The organism is Cellulomonas sp. NPDC055163, from assembly GCF_053607065.1.
In genome coordinates this window covers 328,259-343,971 of sequence record NZ_JBSGSU010000006.1, presented here as the reverse complement: position 1 = coordinate 343,971, position 15,713 = coordinate 328,259, and the positions used below count along the sequence as shown (strand labels likewise).

16 protein-coding genes are annotated in these 15,713 nt (G+C 75.2%); 7 read left to right on the top strand and 9 right to left on the bottom strand.

Going from position 1 to position 15,713, the window contains the following annotated elements:
• Positions 1–7: 7 nt before the first annotated feature.
• The 6 genes from ACWFNE_RS14130 to ACWFNE_RS14105 all read right to left on the bottom strand — a co-directional run bounded on the left by ACWFNE_RS14130 (position 8) and on the right by ACWFNE_RS14105 (position 4,374).
• Entirely contained in the window at positions 8–1,261 is a 1,254-nt protein-coding gene (locus tag ACWFNE_RS14130) for an RNA polymerase sigma factor (RefSeq protein ID WP_452123127.1), read from the bottom strand.
• A gap of 2 nt (positions 1,262–1,263) precedes the next feature.
• On the bottom strand, positions 1,264–1,707 hold the full coding sequence (locus ACWFNE_RS14125) for a YciI family protein (RefSeq protein WP_452123059.1): 444 nt from the start codon (positions 1,705–1,707) through the stop codon (positions 1,264–1,266).
• Positions 1,708–1,860: 153 nt separating this feature from the next.
• A complete protein-coding gene (locus ACWFNE_RS14120; RefSeq protein ID WP_452123058.1) occupies positions 1,861–2,475 on the bottom strand; it encodes a maleylpyruvate isomerase family mycothiol-dependent enzyme in 615 nt (204 codons plus the stop codon).
• A 178-nt stretch (positions 2,476–2,653) separates the two neighbouring features.
• Positions 2,654–3,340, bottom strand: coding sequence for a hypothetical protein (locus ACWFNE_RS14115; RefSeq protein WP_452123057.1), 687 nt, complete (start codon positions 3,338–3,340; stop codon positions 2,654–2,656).
• A 117-nt stretch (positions 3,341–3,457) separates the two neighbouring features.
• Positions 3,458–3,841 (bottom strand): hypothetical protein, encoded by a 384-nt coding sequence (locus ACWFNE_RS14110; protein ID WP_452123056.1) that lies wholly within the window; start codon positions 3,839–3,841, stop codon positions 3,458–3,460.
• Positions 3,835–4,374 carry a hypothetical protein gene (locus tag ACWFNE_RS14105; RefSeq protein WP_452123055.1) on the bottom strand — a complete coding sequence of 180 codons (540 nt, stop codon included), beginning with the start codon at positions 4,372–4,374 and terminating at the stop codon, positions 3,835–3,837. The genes ACWFNE_RS14110 and ACWFNE_RS14105 overlap by 7 nt, the downstream gene beginning before the upstream one ends.
• 161 nt (positions 4,375–4,535) lie before the next feature.
• On the opposite strand from ACWFNE_RS14105, the gene ACWFNE_RS14100 reads away from it, so the two are divergent.
• The 5 genes from ACWFNE_RS14100 to ACWFNE_RS14080 all read left to right on the top strand — a co-directional run bounded on the left by ACWFNE_RS14100 (position 4,536) and on the right by ACWFNE_RS14080 (position 10,166).
• Positions 4,536–5,501 carry an ATP-binding cassette domain-containing protein gene (locus tag ACWFNE_RS14100; RefSeq protein WP_452123054.1) on the top strand — a complete coding sequence of 322 codons (966 nt, stop codon included), beginning with the start codon at positions 4,536–4,538 and terminating at the stop codon, positions 5,499–5,501.
• Positions 5,498–6,319 (top strand): ABC transporter permease, encoded by an 822-nt coding sequence (locus ACWFNE_RS14095; RefSeq protein WP_452123053.1) that lies wholly within the window; start codon positions 5,498–5,500, stop codon positions 6,317–6,319. Before ACWFNE_RS14100 ends, ACWFNE_RS14095 begins: the two co-directional genes overlap by 4 nt.
• A gap of 137 nt (positions 6,320–6,456) precedes the next feature.
• A complete protein-coding gene (locus tag ACWFNE_RS14090; protein WP_452123052.1) occupies positions 6,457–7,407 on the top strand; it encodes a diacylglycerol/lipid kinase family protein in 951 nt (316 codons plus the stop codon).
• Positions 7,408–7,506: 99 nt separating this feature from the next.
• Complete coding sequence (locus ACWFNE_RS14085) at positions 7,507–7,794, top strand: hypothetical protein (protein ID WP_452123051.1); 288 nt, start codon at positions 7,507–7,509, stop codon at positions 7,792–7,794.
• Between the two features lie 209 nt (positions 7,795–8,003).
• Positions 8,004–10,166 carry a hypothetical protein gene (locus ACWFNE_RS14080; RefSeq protein ID WP_452123050.1) on the top strand — a complete coding sequence of 721 codons (2,163 nt, stop codon included), beginning with the start codon at positions 8,004–8,006 and terminating at the stop codon, positions 10,164–10,166.
• A gap of 109 nt (positions 10,167–10,275) precedes the next feature.
• On the opposite strand, the gene ACWFNE_RS14075 is transcribed toward ACWFNE_RS14080, so the two are convergent.
• Together ACWFNE_RS14075 and ACWFNE_RS14070 are read right to left on the bottom strand one after the other, a co-directional pair.
• Entirely contained in the window at positions 10,276–11,562 is a 1,287-nt protein-coding gene (locus ACWFNE_RS14075; RefSeq protein ID WP_452123049.1) for an adenylosuccinate synthase, read from the bottom strand.
• 233 nt (positions 11,563–11,795) lie between these two features.
• Positions 11,796–12,221, bottom strand: coding sequence for a DUF3151 domain-containing protein (locus tag ACWFNE_RS14070; protein WP_452123048.1), 426 nt, complete (start codon positions 12,219–12,221; stop codon positions 11,796–11,798).
• A gap of 123 nt (positions 12,222–12,344) precedes the next feature.
• Here ACWFNE_RS14070 and ACWFNE_RS14065 point away from each other — a divergent pair, with 123 nt between their 5' ends.
• The gene (locus tag ACWFNE_RS14065) at positions 12,345–12,716 is read left to right on the top strand and encodes an STAS domain-containing protein (RefSeq protein ID WP_452123126.1); all 372 of its coding nucleotides are present in this window, start codon (positions 12,345–12,347) and stop codon (positions 12,714–12,716) included.
• 102 nt (positions 12,717–12,818) lie between these two features.
• Here the strand turns inward: ACWFNE_RS14065 and ACWFNE_RS14060 are convergent, their stop codons facing one another.
• Positions 12,819–14,960 carry a SpoIIE family protein phosphatase gene (locus ACWFNE_RS14060; RefSeq protein ID WP_452123047.1) on the bottom strand — a complete coding sequence of 714 codons (2,142 nt, stop codon included), beginning with the start codon at positions 14,958–14,960 and terminating at the stop codon, positions 12,819–12,821.
• Between the two features lie 96 nt (positions 14,961–15,056).
• Between ACWFNE_RS14060 and ACWFNE_RS14055 the strand changes: the two genes are divergently transcribed.
• Positions 15,057–15,533 (top strand): STAS domain-containing protein, encoded by a 477-nt coding sequence (locus ACWFNE_RS14055; RefSeq protein ID WP_452123046.1) that lies wholly within the window; start codon positions 15,057–15,059, stop codon positions 15,531–15,533.
• The last annotated feature ends 180 nt before the right edge of the window (positions 15,534–15,713 follow it).

Genomic DNA, 15,713 nt, shown 5'->3' with positions numbered 1-15,713 from the left:
GCGGCGGTCAGGCCCTACGCCCGCCTGCGTCGTCGGGCACCGCTGCCGCCTGCGCCGCCCGGGTGAGCTCCGCGACCTTCGCCGCGAGGTGCCGCTGCTCCGGCACGTTCGTCGCGTGCGCGGCCGCCCGGCGGTAGTGCTCCAGCGCCGCGGCCGTGTCCCCCGCCCGCTCGTGCAGGTGCGCGCGCACCGCGTCGAGACGGTGGTTCGGGCCCAGCCGGTCGTCGAGCCCGTCGAGCAGCGCGAGCCCGGCGGCCGGGCCGTCGACCATCGCGGCGGCGACCGCGCGGTTGACCGTGACGACCGGGTTTCCCGTGAGCCGTTCGAGCGCACCGTAGAGCGCGAGCACCCGGGGCCAGTCGGTCGCGTCGGCGGTCGGTGCCCGGTCGTGCACCGCCGCGATCGCCGCCTGCAGCGTGTACTCGCCCGCGGGCCCGCCGCGCAGCGCGGCGTCGAGCAGCTCCAGCCCCTCCGCGACGCGCGCCCGGTCCCAGAGCGTGCGGTCCTGCTGCGGCAGCGGGACGGGGTCCCCCGCGGCGTCGGTCCGGGCGGGCCGGCGCGCGTCGACCAGCAGCATGAGCGCGAGCAGCCCGGCGACCTCGGCGTCGTCCGGCAGCAGCGCGCGGACCAGCCGGGTGATCCGGACCGCCTCGTCGACGAGCTCGACCCGGTGCAGGTCCGGGCCGCGCGTGCTCGTGTACCCCTCGTTGAAGACGAGGTAGAGCACGTGCAGGACGCTGCGGACCCGGTCCGGCAGCTCGTCGGGCGTCGGCCGGGCGAACGGTGCGCCCGACGCGCGGACCGTCTGCTTCGCGCGGCTGAGGCGCTGCGCCATCGTCGCCTCAGGGACGCCGAACGCGTGGGCGATCTCGGCCGTCGTCAGCCCGCCGGCCGCGCGCAGCGTCAGCGCGACCGCCGAGGCCGGCGTCAGGGACGGGTGGCAGCAGAGCAGGAGCACCGTGAGGGTGTCGTCCTCGCCGGTCGGCCGGGCACCGGCGGGCTCGTGCTGCGCGGCCAGGAGCTCCCGGCGCCGGCGCGACGCCTCGCTGCGGACGTGGTCGACGAGCCGGCGCGTCGCGGCCTGCAGCAGCCACCCGCGGGGGTTGTCCGGGACGCCGTCGCGCGGCCAGTGCGTCGCCGCCGCGAGGAGCGCCTCCTGCACGGCGTCCTCGGCCGCGTCGAAGTCGTGGCTGCGGCGGGCGAGCACGCCGACGACCTGCGGCGCGAGCGTGCGCAGCAGGTCCTCGACGTCCGGGGCCAGGTTCAGCGCTCGCCGCCGGCCGTGTCGAGGAACGCGCGCATCTCGTCGACCCCCGACGGTCCCTCGTCCATGACCTGCCGGACCTGGACGGGCTGCTGCGTCGGCCGCCCGAACTGCCCGGGCACGGCCGAGACCCGCGCGGCGATCTCGATCGCCCGCTCCTGCGACGCGACGTCGACGATCTGGTACCCCGCGACCCACTCCTTGAACTCCTGGAACGGCCCGTCCGTCACGACGGGCGCGCGCTGCCCGTCCGACGTCACGATCTTCGCGAGGTCCGGCCCCGTGAGGATCGTGGCCTCGACGAGCTCGCCGCTCGCGACGAGCTCCTCGTTGAGGACGCGGTAGTGGTCCAGGTGGGCTGCGATCTCCTCGGGCGACCACTCCGACATCGGCGTCTCGTCGACGCCGGCCTGGAAGTCGACCGCCAGCAGGTACCGGGTCATGTCGTCACCCTCTCCTCGTGGTGGTGCCCAGCGTGGCACCGTCACCCCCAGGACGGAGCCGGTCGCGGGTTCTCGACACGCGCCCGACGAGGGCACGTCGGACGGAGCGGCAGGTGCGCAGGTGCGCGGGATGCCGCCCTAGAGCAGCGAGCCTCAGAGCACCGAGAAGCCCGCCGGCAGACCGCGCCGGCCCGTCGTGGCGAGGAGCATCGCGCCGGCCGCGCCGTCCTCGACCGCGAGCGCCGTCACGAGCCCGAGGGCCTGCCGCGCGGCGGACGCGGGCACGTCGGCGGGCACGCCGAGTGCCACGGCGAGGTCGGTGGTGTGCACGGTGAGCTCGAACGTCCGGGTCGGGAGGTAGGCGGCGAGCCGCATCCCACCCGCGATCGAGGTGAGCGGCTCCGTGCCGTCGCACCCGCGGACCAGCGCGCCCACGCGGGCGGCGATCTCCGTGACGGCCGCCACGGGGTCGTCGCCGAGCGCCGTCCCCGCGGCGCGACCGCGGTCCGCGACCCCGGGCCCGGCGGCGATCTCGCGCGTCGCCCGGTAGTACGCGACGGCCGACTCGACCTCGACCGCCGCCGCCGGCTTCGCGAGGTACTCCTCGACGGTGAGGAACGAGCGGCTCGTGTGCCCGACGAGCGCACGCACGTCCCACTCGCCCAGGCCGGGCTCGCCCCAGCGGTCACCCACCTGCCCGACGGTCCGGACGAACCAGTCCGCCGCGTCCGCGAACGCGTCGCGGGACTCCTCCCAGCGCAGCTCCATGCCGCGAAGGCTAGACGGCCGGGCGGGCGCGGTCACGTGCCGGTCGCACCGGCGGCTGCGCTCGTGGGCGGCAGGGTGGCGGTGGGGCGAGGACCGCTCCTCCCCGCTCCGGCGCACGCGCACCGGAGCGGGGACGAGGCGGCGGCTCGGGCGCCCCGCTCTCCCGCCGCGGACCGGGTCAGACGCCCCCGGTGCTGCTCGGCGTCGCGGTCGCGCCGTCCGGCGTGGTGGTGGCCCCGTCCGGCGTGGCCGTGCCGTCGGCGGCGCCTCCCGGGCCGCCCCGCCCACCACGCCCGCCACCCGCGGGCAGCTCCTGCTCGACGCGCTCCGCGACCTTCCCCGGCAGCGCCGCGATCGCCGCGTCGGCCTCCTCCTGCGTGATCCGGCCGTCGGCGAGCGAGGCCTCGATGCGCTCGGTGCCCGCTGCCACGAGCGCGTCGGTGAGGACGGAGAGCTCGACGCCCTGCGCCTCGGCGACGCTCGCGAGGGTCGCGCCGTCGGCCGCGAGCGCGGTGCGCAGCTCGTCGGCGGTCAGGCCGAGCGCCTCCGCGGCAGCGCCCAGGTCGAGCCCGCGCCCGCCGCCGTGGCCGCCTCCCCCACGCAGTGCGTCCGACCCGGCCAGCGTCGTCGCGACCGCGTCGGCCTGCGCCTGGGTGACGGTGCCGTCGCTGACCAGACCGGCCAGCGCGTCGGTGATCGCCTGCACGCGGCCGGCGGCGCGGGTGGCCGTCGCGTCGTCGGTCGCGTCGGGCGTGGCGGTGTCGCTCGCGGCCGACGCGAGCGGGGCGACGACGACCGCCGTCAGGCCGGTCACCGCGAGGGCTCCGGCGACGCCCGCTGCGGCGAGCCTGTGGTTGAGCTTCATGAGGTGCTCCTCGGTGCGTCCCGGGCCGGTCCCGGGGTGTGCCTCCGACCCTCGGACGTGCGGCTGTGGTGACGCTGTGGGGAGCGTGTCGATCCCCACAGGAGCGGTCGCGCTGCCTCAGCCGGGCAGCAGCTGGAGCACGCCCGCCCCGAGCGCACCGAGCCAGCCCCCGAGCACCCGCAGCGGGGGCACGAGCGCCGCACCGGCGGACGCGAGCCGTCCGGCCCGGTCGAGCCGCGCGGTGAGCCGCTCGACGCTCCCGCCGGCACGCTCCTTGTCGCCTGCCGACGCCGCCTGCTCGATCTCCGCGACGTCGGCGCGGGCGGCCTGCGCCGTCGCGGCGTCGAGGCCCAGGCCGTCGAGCAGCGCGCGCAGGTCGCGCACCGCCCCCAGGGCGGCGGCCTGCGCGCCGTCGCCCACCGTCCGCGCGTCGTAGTTGTGCTGGTCGCCGTCGACGTTGTTGATCACCGTGGCGTGCTGGCCGCCCGTCACGTTCACCACGGCCGGTCACCTCCCGGAGCGGTCGCCCCGCCCCACCACGGCGGGCGGACCGGCGGGGGCACCGGGTGCTCGCGGTCGACGCGCCGCCGCCGGGCGGTCGCGACGACGTGCAGCACGCCGCCGACGACCATGAGGATCGTCCCGAGCGCGGCGAGCGCCCAGCCGAGCAGCCCGAGCGGCATGCCGAGCACGGGCGGACCGAACGGCGTCAGCTCCCCAGGTCCGGGGAGCTGCGTCGTGGCGAGGTCGAGGCTCCCGACCTCCGCCATGAACGTCAGGATCGAGTACGCGAAGGCGGCGAGCCCGACGAGGAACGCGACGAAGCCGACGACGATGAGCGCACGCGCCTTCGTGCGGGTCGCCGCGACGTCGCGCAGGAACCCGTCCCTCTGCTGCTCCACGTGGTGCACGTACTGCTGGTACACCTGGTCGCCGTCGACGTTGTTGATCTGGTCCGCGCGCTGGCCGTGGACCGTGAGGGGGACCCGCCTGGGTACCCGGCCCGCGCCGCGCGGGTCGTCCGCTGTGGTCATGGGTGCTCGTCCTCTCTCGGGTGCCGGGGATGCAGGGGACATGCCGGCCCACGGAGGACGTGCGGCCCGCCCACCGGATACACGGCCGGGCGGCTGCCTGATCCGGCGCGATGTCGGGGTCGTCCTGGTCCGTGTGGGTGGTGCCGAGCACACTGGCTCGGGTGTCGACCATCACCGCGCACGGCCTCGTGCAGACCTACGGCTCCGTCCGGGCGCTCGACGGTCTGGACCTGACCGTCGAGGAGGGGACGGTGCTGGGCCTCCTCGGCCCGAACGGCGCCGGGAAGACGACCGCCGTCCGCGTCCTGACGACGCTGCTGCGGCCCACCGCCGGGACCGCGACGGTCGTCGGGCTCGACGTGGTGCGCGACGCGAAGGCCCTGCGCTCGCGCATCGGCGTCTCGGGCCAGTACGCCGCGGTCGACGAGAACCTCACGGGCTTCGAGAACCTCGACATGGTCGGGCGGCTCTACCACCTCGGTGCACGGCGCTCGCGCGAGCGGGCCGACGAGCTGCTCGAGCGCTTCGACCTCGTCGACGCCGCGCGCCGGCCCGTGCGGACGTACTCGGGAGGCATGCGGCGCCGGCTCGACCTCGCGGGCGCCCTGGTCGCCGAGCCGGAGGTGCTGTTCCTCGACGAGCCGACGACCGGGCTCGACCCCCGCAGCCGCCTCGCGATGTGGGACGTCATCGCCGAGCTCGTGGCCCGCGGCACGACCCTGCTGCTCACGACGCAGTACCTCGAGGAGGCGGACCGGCTCGCGGACCGCATCGCGGTGATCGACCACGGTCGGGTGATCGCCGAGGGCACGTCCGACGAGCTCAAGGCGCAGGTCGGCGGCGAGCGGGTGCACGTCACCGTCACGCGCGCCGAGGACCTCGCCCGGGCGAGCGCGGCGCTCGGCGTCGTCGCGGCCGGCGACCCGGTCGTCGAGGAGCACACCCGCACCGTCACCGCCCCGGTGGACGGCGGGTCGAGCGCCCTCGTCGGCGCCCTGCGCGCGCTCGACGACGCGGGTGTCGAGGTGCTCGACGCGGGCATCCGCCGGCCGACGCTCGACGACGTGTTCCTGCGGCTCACCGGGCACGAGGCCGAGGACCGACCCACCGAGGAGGCCCGCGCGTGACCGACCTGGCACAGGCGCTCGGCGACGGCTGGACCGTCACGCGCCGCAACCTCATCAAGATCAAGCGCGTCCCCGACCTGCTCGTCGGGTCGATCATCTCGCCGATCATGTTCGTGCTGCTGTTCGCGTACGTGTTCGGCGGCTCGATCGCGCTGCCCGGGACGCCCGAGGTCGACCCGGACCTCTACCGGCAGTTCCTGATCGCCGGGATCTTCGCGCAGACCATGATCTTCGGCGCCACGATCACCGGCTCCGGCATGGCGCAGGACCTCAAGACCGGCATCATCGACCGCTTCCGCTCGCTGCCGATGGCCCCCTCCGCGGTGCTCGTGGGTCGCACGACCGCCGACGTCGTCAACAACGTCCTGACCGTGCTGATCATGACCCTGACCGGGCTCGTCGTCGGGTGGCGCATCACGACCTCGGTCGGCGAGGCGGCGCTCGGCTACCTGCTCCTGCTGTTCTTCGCGTACTGCATCAGCTGGCTCATGGCGTACGTCGGGCTGCTCGTGCGCACGCCCGAGGTGTTCAACAACGCGACGTTCATCGTGATCTTCCCGCTGACGTTCATCGCCAACACGTTCGTGCCGTCGGACAACCTGCCGCCCGTCCTGCAGACCTTCGCCGAGTGGAACCCGGTGTCGAGCGTCACGCAGGCGGCGCGCGAGCTCTTCGGCAACATCCCGCCGGGCACCCCGGAGCCGACGGCGTGGCCGCTGCAGAACCCCGTGCTCTACACGCTCGCGTGGGGCGTCCTGCTGCTGATCGTGTTCGTGCCGCTGACGGTCCGCCAGTACCAGCGGGCCGCCGCCCGCTGACGGGACGCGGCGTAGCGCGCCGGCTGCTGTCCGGGCTCGGACAGGGTCTCGGTCACGGGTCGGCGGCGCAGTCGACGTGGCGAGCCGCTCCGCCCGCTCCTGGCGCACGCCTGCCCGTTATGGGTAGACATGCCCCCGTGACCCCCACCCCCGGCCGATCGGTCCCGACCCCGTCGCACGCGATCGCCCGCGCCCGCCCCGAGCTCCCCACGCGCGAGGCGGTCCTGCTCGTCAACGGCCGGTCCCGCCGGGGCGCCGAGGCGTTCCCCCGCCTGCGCGACCTGCTGACGGCCCAGGGCATCGGGCTCACCGCCGCACACCTCGTCACGGACCCTGCCGCGGAGCTGCCGGTGCTGCTGCCGCAGCTCCTCGCGGCCCGGCCCTCGATGCTCGTCGTCGGCAGCGGCGACGGGACGATCGCGAGCGTCGTCGACCACCTCGCGCACAGCGAGACGGTCCTGGGCTACGTCCCCCTGGGCACCACGAACAACTTCAGCCGGAGCCTCGGGCTGCCGCGCGGCCTGCGCGCCGCGGTCGACGTCGTGACCGGCGGGCGGGTCGCCCAGGTCGACCTGGGGCGCGTCGACGGCGACTACTTCGCGAACCTCGTGAGCATCGGCATCTCGGCGGAGGTCGCCGGGCGCACCCCGCACCGGCTCAAGCGCCACCTCGGCCGCTCGGCGTACACGGCGACGGCCGCGGTGTCTCTGGCCCGCCACCGCCCGTTCGTCGCGGAGGTCCGCAGCGGCGACGTCGTGTGGGAGGTCGTGACCCACCAGCTGAACATCGCGAACGGCCGCATGCACGCGGGCACCCCGATCGCGCGCGACGCGAGCCTCGAGGACCGCCTGCTCACGGCGTACGCGCTCGGGGGCCGCTCCCGCCTCTCGACCGCGGGTGCGGCAGCGCGGCAGGCCGTGACGCCGTGGGAGCCGGTCGCGCGCAAGGGCCACCTGAGCGCGACGGAGCTCCACGTGACGACGGACCGCCCGATGGCGGTCGACGTGGACGGTGAGGTGTCGGGCACGACGCCGATCCACGTGCAGGTCACCGCGGCCGCGCTGCGCGTCATGGTTCCCCGCCGGTGATCCCCGGACCCGCGTGCGGTCGACCCGGGGACGTGCGCGGAGGACGATCGGGCGAATGCGGGGACCGTCCGGTCCGCGAGCGACCGCGGGAGGCGTGCGATGACGTCGGTCCACCTGCAGGACGGTTTCGACGACGACGAGGTCGTGCTCCTCCTCGACGGCACCGAGGTGCGCAGCTCCCCGCACGTCACCACGCGGCTGCTCCTCGGCTACGCGGAGATCGTCCGGCTCGAGAACACTGCGCCCTCGGCGCGCCTGCGCGTGGAGGTCCCCGGCCGCGGGCTGTCCGCCGAGGTCGTGGTCGACCCGGAGACGGTCGTCACCGTCGCGGTGGAACCGGGCGGCCTGGTGGTCCGCACCGGGCGCGAGCCGCTGGGGTACGTGTAGGGACGTCACCGGCCGGGCGAGGTGCGTCCGCTCGTGCACCGCACCGGCCCCCGGGGGTGCCCTTCCGGACCTTCCTGCCCCCGGGACGCGGCGGCAGCCTGGTCGTCCGGCTCTCCGCGCACCCGCGCCACCCGGAGCCGGCGGGACGGCTCCGGCGCGTCAGCGCCACGCAGCCGGACGCCCCGACCGACTGCCCTGCGGAGAGCACCATGCACGGTCCCGAGCCCGACGCCCCCGGCACCCTCGACCTGGACGAGGACGAGCGCGGACCGGACGCCGCCCGGCCCCGGCGAGGTGGGGTCAGCGGCCTCTACGTCGGGCGGGGCGGGGGCGTCACCGTCCAGGGTCAGGAGCTGCACCTGCGCCTGGACGTCGACCGGCGGTACAGCGCGACCTCGCCCGTCCTGGACACGCTGAGCGGCGACGTGTACCTCCACCGGCCGGTCCTGGCGGACCTCACGCCCGGCCCGGGCGCCGCGCGGACGGTCCGGACGTACCTGCACTCGTGGGTCGTCGACTCCCCGACGGTCGTGTGGCGGCGCACGAGCGTCGAGGTCACGGGGACGGTCCGGTACTGGCAGGGGCTCCACCCGCTGACGACCGTCGCCGTCGTCGTGCCGTGGCGCGGCGGCGTGATCGGCCCCGCCCAGGTGACGTTCGCCCGGCGCGGCGTGCGACGGTCGACGTTCCTGTGCGCGCTGCGCTCGGACAGCTTCCGCACCGTCGACCTCGAGATCGACCGGTGCTCGTCGGTCGCCGCGGCGCCGCTGGTGCCGCGCTACGACACCCACGCGCACGCCGTGCGTCCGGTCGACACGGCGCTCCGCGAGCTGACCATCGAGGAGGCGTACCGCGAGGCGGGCGTCGAGATCACCCGGTCCACGGCTCCGTCCGTCCTCGACGACAGCGACCCGGGGTTCGCGACCTGGTCGCCCGCCGAGCTGCACGACGCGATGGAGACCGCGTTCAGCGGCTTCCCGAGCACCTGGCCGAGCTGGCACATGTGGGGGCTGCTCGCCGGCTCGTACGAGGAGGCCACGACCGGCGGCATCATGTTCGACGCCGCCGCCAGCTTCGGGGGTGCGGGCGAGGGACCGGACCGGCAGGGGTTCGCGGTCTTCCGCAACCACCCCTGGTTCAGGAACCTCGTCGACCGCCCCGCGGTGACCCAGGCCGAGGCCTTCTCGATGCGGCAGTTCCTGTACACGTGGGTCCACGAGGCGGGCCACGCGTTCAACTTCCTGCACTCGTGGAACAAGGCGCGCCCGGACGCCCTCTCGTGGATGAACTACCCGCAGCGGTACGACGCCCGGAACGGCACGGACGCGTTCTGGAGCTCCTTCCGATTCCGGTTCGACGACGAGGAGCTGCTGCACCTGCGTCACGGGGACCGGGCCGCCGTGATCATGGGCGGGGACCCGTGGGCGTCGGGCGGGCACCTGGAGTCACCCCCGGACGCCACCGCGGAGACGGCCCCGGACTCGGCGGTCGAGCTGCTCGTGCGGACGCAGGGCTACGTCGAGCTCATGGAGCCGGTGCAGGTCGAGCTCCGGCTGCGCAACGCGTCCCCGTCCCCGCTCGAGCTCGACGTGCGCCTCGACCCGCGGCACGGCGTCACGACGGTGCTCGTCCGGCGGCCCGACGGCAGGACCGTGGTGTTCGACCCGGTCGTGTGCGAGTACGGCCTGCCGCGGACCGCGGTCCTCGAGCCGCTCGCGGCCGACGCGTCGAACCAGGGCGAGGACCGGTACAGCGCGGTGGTCCCCCTGACGTTCGGCACCCGCGGGTTCCTGTTCGACGCGCCCGGCGAGTACCTGATCCGGGCCGCGTACCACGGCGGCGGCCTGTTCCTCACCTCGCCGGCGGCGCGGCTGCGGGTCGGGCGGCCGATGAGCCGGGAGGAGGACCGGCTCGCGCACGAGTGGTTCACGCGCGAGGTCGGGCTGTCGCTCGTGCTCGACGGCTCGCAGTCCCCGACGCTCGGGGCCGGGATGGCCACGCTCCGGGACGCGGCCGAGCTGCTGCCGGGCACCGAGCTCGCCGCGCAGGCCGCCGTCACGGTCGCCCGCAGCGTCGGGCGGGACTTCTACCGCCGCGTCGACGACCGGATGGTGCAGGCGCACGCCGCCGACCCCGACGCCGCCCTGCAGCTCACCGCGCCGGCCCTCGCGCTCTACCAGCGGTCGGGCGACGCCGCGCACAACCTGCCGTACCACCAGGTCGTCGACCTCCGCACGGACCTGAACGTCGAGGCCGAGCGCAGCGGCGCCGCCCGCGAGGAGCTCCTCACGCTGGCCGACGACCTCGCGGCGCGCGGGGCCAACGCACCGGTGGTGGACGACGTCCGGTCACGGGCGGACCGGCTCGGCTGACGCCCCGCTCGGCTGACGCCCTGCTCGGCGGACGCCCCGCTCGGCTGACGCCCTGCTCGGCGGACGCCCCGCTCGGCTGACGCCCTGCTCGGCGGACGCCCCGCTCGGCTCAGCCCAGCAGGTCGTGCCGGACGATCGTCGCCTCACGACCGGGCCCGACGCCGATGGCCGAGATCCGCGCCCCGGACATCTCCTCGAGCGCGAGCACGTAGCGCTGCGCGTTCACGGGGAGGTCGTCGAACGAGCGGCACTGCGAGATGTCCTCCCACCAGCCGGGGAACTCCTCGTAGACCGGGGTCGCGTGGTGGAAGTCGCTCTGGTCGAGCGGCATCTCGTCGTGGCGGGTGCCGTCGACGTCGTAGGCGACCGCGACCGGGACCTTCTCGAGGCCGGTCAGGGTGTCGAGCTTCGTGACGACGAGGTCGGTGAGCCCGTTGATGCGCGCGGAGTAGCGGGCGACGACGGCGTCGTACCAGCCGGTGCGGCGCGGGCGGCCGGTCGTGGTGCCGTACTCGCCGCCGGTCTTGCGCAGCCACTCGCCGGTGTCGTCGAGCAGCTCGGTCGGGAACGGGCCCTCGCCGACGCGCGTCGTGTAGGCCTTGATGACGCCGACGACGCGGTCGATGCGGGTCGGGCCGACGCCCGAGCCGGTGCACGCGCCGCCGGCCGTCGCGGAGGACGACGTGACGAACGGGTAGGTGCCGTGGTCGACGTCGAGCATCGTCGCCTGACCGGCCTCGAACACGACGGTCTTGCCCTCGTCGAGCGCGCGGTTGAGCACGAGCGGGGTGTCGGCGACGAGCGGGCGCAGGCGGTCGGCGTTCGCGAGGAGCTCGTCGAGCACCTCGTCGACCGTGATCGCGCGCCGGTTGTACACCTTCACGAGCAGGTGGTTCTTCTGGTCGAGGGCACCCTCGACCTTCTGGCGCAGGATGTTCTCGTCGAAGAGGTCCTGGACGCGGATGCCGACGCGGTTGATCTTGTCCGCGTACGTGGGGCCGATGCCGCGGCCCGTGGTGCCGATCTTGCGCTTGCCGAGGAACCGCTCCGTGACCTTGTCGATCGTGCGGTTGTACGGGGCGATGAGGTGCGCGGCGGACGAGACGAGGAGCCTGCCGGTGTCGACGCCGCGGGCCTCGAGCGCGTCGATCTCGTGGAACAGCACCTCGAGGTCGATCACGACGCCGTTGCCGATCACGGGGACCACGCCGGGCGAGAGGATGCCGGAGGGCAGGAGGTGGAGCGCGTACTTCTCGCCCTCGATCACGACCGTGTGCCCGGCGTTGTTCCCGCCGTTGAACTTCACGACGTAGTCGATGCGGGAGGCGAGCTGGTCGGTCGCCTTGCCCTTCCCCTCGTCGCCCCACTGGGCCCCGAGCACCACGACGGCGGGCATCAGATCACCACTCTCCACGGCTGCCAGCGGTCCGGTCCGCGATGGTTCGGTGCGAGGCGGCTCGCTGGCCGGGGACCCGGGGCACGGGCGGCAGTGACCCAGTACCTCCGGGAGTTTAGCGGACCGGTAAAGGCGGGGTCATGGACGCGCGCCGGGCGAGGCGCCGCGCCGACGTGGCGGACGGGCGGCGCCGGTGCCGGCCGCCCGGCGCCGACGCCGGCTCCCGTGCCGGCTCAGCGCAGCCCGGACACCTCGTCGGCCGACGTCCCCGAGTCGACGAGGAACTGCGCGCAGCGCTCGGCCTCGTCGTCCTCGCCGATGGCCTCCGCCGCCTCGTGCAGCGCGAGCAGCGCCCGCAGGAAGCCCTGGTTCGGCTCGTGGTCGGCGGGCACCGGGCCCTGGCCGCGCCACCCCGCCCGGCGCAGCGCGTCGAGCCCGCGGTGGTAGCCGGTCCGCGCGAACGCGTACGCCGCGACGGGGTCGCCGGTCTCGGACAGCGCCTGCTCGGCGAGCAGGGCCCACGCGTACGACGACGCAGGGCTCCGGCGTGCGGCCTCGCGCAGGTCGGCGCCCGACTGCAGGGCAGCGCGGGCGTCGGCGTCGGCGCCGTCGGCCGGCAGGAGGGTCGGCTCGGGCCCGAGAAGGTTCTGGTGGCTCATCGGGCCAGTCTCGCAGGCCCCCGCCGCGCGCACGGGCGCACCCGGCGCGGCGGGGTGGGAATGCGGGTCACCTGGACGGTGGTTACAGTCAGCATGCTCACCGACCCTTCTCCCGGGATGGCCATGATCGAGATCTCGAGCTCCCCCACCTCGACCACGCTCGTGATCGACGGGGACCTCGACCTCGCCGAGCGCGACCGGTTCCCCGAGATCGCGGCACGCGTCGTGGGCCTGCGCCGCCAGCTGCTCGTCATCGACATGTGCGGCGTCACGTTCATGGACTCGACCGGCGCGGCGTTCCTCATCACGCTCGCCGACTCCTCGCGCAGCCGCGGCGGCGCGACGGTCCTGCGCGGGGCCGACGCCCGTGACCTCTTCGTGCTCGAGGTCTGCGGCGCGCTCGACCTGTTCCGCGTCGAGGACACGTGCACGCACACGAAGCAGGAGTCGGGCTTCCAACGTCCGGCCGGGACGGGCCCGACCCCCTCGGCCTGACCCTCGCACCACCCGCTCGTCCGGACCCGTCGCCCGCCGCGGCGGGTCCGTCGTCGTCCCCGGAGCCGGCGCGCGCCGGCCCTGGCGTGGCCGCGCCGCCCCTCAGCGCCGCGAGTCCCGGACCTTCGCCCACACGAGCTTGCCGCCGCGCGAGGGCCGCCAGCCCCAGTCGGCGAGCCGCTCGACGATCTGCATCCCGAAGCCCCCGATGCGCCCGGGGTGCCCGTCGGTCGTCACGGGCGGTGTCGGGTTGGAGTCCTCGACCTCGATGCGCAGCCCGTCGCCGGTGTCGTAGAGGCGCAGCTGCACCTGCCCCCAGCCGTGCAGGACGGCGTTCGCGACGAGCTCGGAGACCACGAGCTCCGCGTGCCCGACACCCGCGAGGTCCCAGGCGCGGGCCGTCCGCAGCACCGCGTGCCGCGCGCGCCCGATCGACGCGGCCTCCCCCGGCAGCACCCAGCGCCGCACGCGCGGGCTGCCGGAGCGCCGCGTCTCGTCGTCCGGGCCGGGGACGCGCACGACGACGACCGCGACGTCGTCCTCGGGGCTGTCGGCGAGGCGCGAGAGCACCTCCTCGCCGATGCCTGCCGCGTCGAGCGCGGTGACGCCGGCGGCGACCTCGGCGAGCGACTCGACGCCCTGCCGCAGCGACCGGTCGCGCCGCTCGATGAGCCCGTCGGTGTAGAAGACGAGGAAGTCGCCGGCCCGCACGTCGGTCCCGGCGCTCTCGCGCGGTGCGCGCCCGAAGCCGATGAGCGGCCCGCCCGCGCCGGACAGCCGCGTCACCACACCGGCGCGCACGTGCAGCGCCGGCAGGTGCCCGGCGCGCGAGTACTCGACCCGCCAGCCGCCGCCCTCCTGCCGTTGCATCGTCGTGAGCACGAGCCCCGCGGGCCGCGGCACGCGCATCCCGGCGACGAGCTGGTCGACGCGCGAGAGCACCGCGCCCGGCTCGGCCTGCTCGAAGAGGTAGGAGCGCACGACCGAGCGGAGCTGACCCATCGCGGCGGCGGCCTCGACGTCGTGCCCGACGACGTCCCCGATGACGACGCCGACGACGTCCGGGGCGATCTGCAGCACGTCGTACCAGTCGCCGCCCACCTGGGCGTGCTCCGCGTTGGGCGCGTAGTACGTCCACACGTCGAGCCCGTCGACCTCGGCCTGCTCGGGGAGCATCGCGCGCTGCAGCGTCTCCGCGAGGCGGTGCTCGCGCGCGTAGAGGCGCACGTTGTCCACCGCGAGGCCGACCCGGCGGACCGTCAGGCTGAGCACCGTGAGCGTCGCCTCGTCGAGCACGTCGACGCCCGCGCCGGCGCGCGGCACGACCGCGAGCAGGCCGAGGATGCGCCGGCGGCCGGGCACGGGCAGCAGCACGACGCTCTCGACGTCGTCGGGCAGCCGGTCCCGGTCCGCGGCCGGCCTGCCGAGGGAGTCCCGGGCACCGAGCCGGCGCGCGAGCCAGCCGGACGCGCTCGTCGGGGGCCGGTCGGTGCGCAGCGCGAGCTCGAACGGCCCGTCCCGCTCCCCGTCGAGCAGCTGCTGCACGGGGTCGACCTCGACCACGGTCTCGACCTGGTCGGGCGGCACGTTGCCGTGGCGGTCGCCGCGCCCGGTCGGGGCGGACTGCGCGTCCACGCCGTCGACCGCCCGCAGGCCGTCGTCGTTCAGGTAGAAGCCCGCCCAGCGCACGAGCCCCCGCTCGAGGAGCCGGGCGATCTCGCGCAGCGTGTACGGGTCGTCGATGTCCATCAGCAGGTCCGACACCTGCGAGACGAGCCCGAGCGACGTGCGCTCCCGGCGCTCGGACGCCACGAGGGCCGCGTGCTCGACGTCGCGGTCCATGAGCTCGGTCACGTCCACGAGGACCACGACCCAGTGCGTCACGGTGTCGCCGTCGCGCAGCGGCGAGACCGACACGCGTGACCAGAAGGGTGAACCGTCGGCAGCCTCCGCGCGCAGCACCTCGGTGCGCCCGACCCCCGCACGCATCGACGTCCGCAGCTGCTCGACGACGGCCTCGTCGGTCGTCGCGGAGCGCAGCATCCCCGGTTCACGGCCCATGACCTGCGACGCGGTGAAACCGGTCGTGCGGACGAACGACTCGTTGACCCAGACGATCGGCCACGAGCCACCGTGGTCGGCGGTGATGAAGACGGGCACGTCGACCGCCGCGAGCGCCGCCCCGGGCAGCTCGTCCAGGGGCGCGTGTGGAGATTGTGTGGTCCCGGAGTTGACCACGACCACCTCCGATCGTCTAGCGTGCCGAACGTATCCCGCGATCTGCCGCGGGCTCTGCGTGATTCGGGGCCCGAGGGCTGACCTCACCCGGGAAGGAGCATCGTGCGCGACGGTAACAGCCCGGGGCCGGACGAGCCCGCTGAGGACCTGCACGCCGCGGGTGGTTCCGACCGAGCCACCGCGCCCCTGCAGGGCAGCACGTCGGTCAACGGCGAGCCGGGAGCGGTGCACGTGATCCTGGGGGCGGACCGCACGCGCATCGTGCTCTCGGGCGAGGTCGACGCCGACCTCGGCCCGGACCTCCAGGAGGCCACCACGGAGGCCGAGGACGTCGGCCTGCCGATCGAGGTCGACACGCACCACGTGACGTTCATGGACTCGTCGGGCGTCGCGTTCCTCGCGCGCCTCGCGATCCGCAGCCAGCACCCCGTGCAGCTGCTCCGGGTGCCGCCGACCGTGCGGTTCCTGCTCGAGGTCACCCGCATCGGCGAGCTGCTCGAGGTCGTCGAGGACGACTCCACGACGGCGTTCGAGGCGGTGCCCGACACGGGCGGGACCTCCCCCGACACGACGGCCTGACCCGCCGGCCGCAGCACGCCAGGAGCCCGGTCGCCCGTGCGCGGCCGGGCTCCTGCGCGTCCGCGGCGGGGCGGTCACGGCCCGGACGCACGACGTCCGCGCGGGTCTCGTGCTCGGTCGCCCAGAAGTGCGCGCGGTTCGCCGCGGAGTCGTCCCACCGGGGCAGCGGCTCGGGGAAGG